This is a genomic window from Bacillus sp. S4 (genome assembly GCF_040838205.1).
GTDB classification, from domain to species: Bacteria; Bacillota; Bacilli; order Bacillales; family Bacillaceae_G; genus Bacillus_A; species Bacillus_A cereus_U.
Genome location: NZ_JBFPJI010000451.1, coordinates 1 through 2,106, shown reverse-complemented (window position 1 = coordinate 2,106; position 2,106 = coordinate 1). Strand labels below are relative to the sequence as shown.

The window sequence follows — 2,106 nt, the reverse complement described above, 5'->3', positions numbered from 1 at the left end:
CATTTACTTATCAAGTATATGAAGTTGGCATAATTATTGCTTATATAAAGGATGAGCGTATAAAAAGGGGGAATAGCAATGTTACATGATGTATACAAACCAAATCGTCACTGGAAGGATATTGAATTATGGAAAGATGTTACAGAAGAACAATGGAATGATTGGGTTTGGCAATTAACGAATACGATCAAAACTTTAGATGATTTAAAGAAACTAATTAACTTAACACCTGAAGAAGAAGAAGGTGTTAAAATTTCAACGAAAACGATCCCGTTAAACATTACACCGTACTATGCTTGGCTAATGAATCCTGATGACCCACGCTGTCCGATTCGGATGCAATCAGTACCGATTTCGGAAGAGTTATATAAAACAAAATATGATTTAGAAGATCCTCTTCATGAAGATGAAGATTCACCAGTTCCAGGATTAACGCATCGCTATCCAGACCGCGTACTATTTTTAGTAACGAATCAATGTTCTATGTATTGTCGTTACTGTACACGTCGTCGTTTTAGTGGACAAATTGGAATGGGCGTACCGAAAAAGCAATTAGATGATGCGATTGCTTATATTAGTGAAACACCACAAGTACGTGACGTTTTAATTTCTGGCGGTGATGGACTTCTAATTAATGATAAAATTTTAGAATATGTATTAAAGAATTTACGAGCAATCCCGCATGTCGAGATTATTCGTATCGGAACGAGAGCACCAGTTGTATTCCCGCAGCGTATTACAGAAAACCTGTGTAACATTATTAAAAAATACCATCCAGTATGGTTAAATACGCATTTTAACACTTCTATTGAGATTACAGAAGAATCGAAACTAGCATGTGAAATGCTTGCGAATGCAGGTGTTCCAATTGGAAACCAAGCTGTAATTTTAGCTGGAATTAATGACAGCGTTCCAATTATGAAAAAACTTATGCATGATTTAGTGAAAATTCGTGTTCGTCCATATTACATTTATCAATGTGATTTATCAGAAGGTATCGGTCATTTCCGTGCACCAGTTTCGAAAGGTCTTGAAATTATTGAAGGCTTACGTGGACATACGTCTGGTTATGCAGTACCAACTTTCGTTGTCGATGCACCGGGCGGAGGCGGAAAAATTGCGCTTCAGCCAAACTATTTAATTTCACAAAGTGCGGATAAAGTTGTTCTTCGTAACTTTGAAGGGGTTATTACAACGTATCCAGAACCAGAAAACTATATCCCAGGAAGAGCAGAAGGCTACTTTAAAGAAATTTATCCGACTTATGAAGAGAAACGTTCTGATATCGGCGTTGCAGGATTGATGAGTGATAAGAAATTTAATCTTGTTCCAGATGATTTACAACGTATGAATCGCCGTAAAGATTATGAAGTCAATGAAACGCATGCTTCTTTAAAAGATAAACGTGATAAGCGTGATCAATTAAAAGATAAAAAATATCAAGCACAAATAGCAAAGTTAGATGATGACAAAAAAAATGAGGGTGACGTAGTATGAATTGTATGTGGTGTGACAGTACAGAAGCGAAAGAAAGCTTGAATACTGTATATTGGGAATTACCAGATGGTACGAAAGCCATTGAAATCCAAGAGACACCATGTATTACTTGTTCCTCATGTGGAATGGACTATCAAGCAGACCATACTGTAAAAGAAATTGAAGATCAGTTGTTTTTAATTTATACGAAAGATTTGCCAAAACAACTAACATACGAAGAGTTGATGGGAAGACCACGTTTATTAAAAAGGAATTATTTCGACTTTTAACCAGCTTTTATGCTGGTTTTTTTCTTTTTTGCCTTGTATAATGTACCCAAGTTAGAAAGGTAGGGAATATTTTTGAAAAAGACATTTTACCATTATATGATGAAGCACCGTGCAGCTTTATTTAAAAATGAAATATCAGATTTAGCAGAGGCGATGTATGATGATTTAAGTTTTCCGAAGCAATCTGAAGACTATGATGTAATTAGTTCATACTTAGAGTTAAGTGGAATGCTAGAAAGTATGTCTATATTTGATGATGCATGGGATTTATATATACAAGAGAGATAACGATATGAAGTTTTAGGAAAATGAAAACATAATGAATACATTACTTTGAAAG

At 35.0% G+C, this 2,106-nt stretch carries 3 protein-coding genes; all 3 read left to right on the top strand.

The window, feature by feature from the left end:
• Positions 1 to 78 precede the first annotated feature (78 nt).
• The 3 genes from kamA to AB3X48_RS21460 all read left to right on the top strand — a co-directional run bounded on the left by kamA (position 79) and on the right by AB3X48_RS21460 (position 2,054).
• Positions 79 to 1,497: a lysine 2,3-aminomutase gene (kamA, locus tag AB3X48_RS21470; RefSeq protein WP_016104761.1), complete on the top strand. Its 1,419-nt coding sequence runs from the start codon at positions 79 to 81 to the stop codon at positions 1,495 to 1,497.
• Complete coding sequence (locus AB3X48_RS21465) at positions 1,494 to 1,766, top strand: YokU family protein (protein WP_002085797.1); 273 nt, start codon at positions 1,494 to 1,496, stop codon at positions 1,764 to 1,766. Before kamA ends, AB3X48_RS21465 begins: the two co-directional genes overlap by 4 nt.
• A gap of 72 nt (positions 1,767 to 1,838) precedes the next feature.
• Positions 1,839 to 2,054, top strand: a complete 216-nt coding sequence (locus AB3X48_RS21460) for a YozE family protein (RefSeq protein ID WP_002085796.1) — start codon at positions 1,839 to 1,841, stop codon at positions 2,052 to 2,054.
• Positions 2,055 to 2,106: the final 52 nt, after the last annotated feature.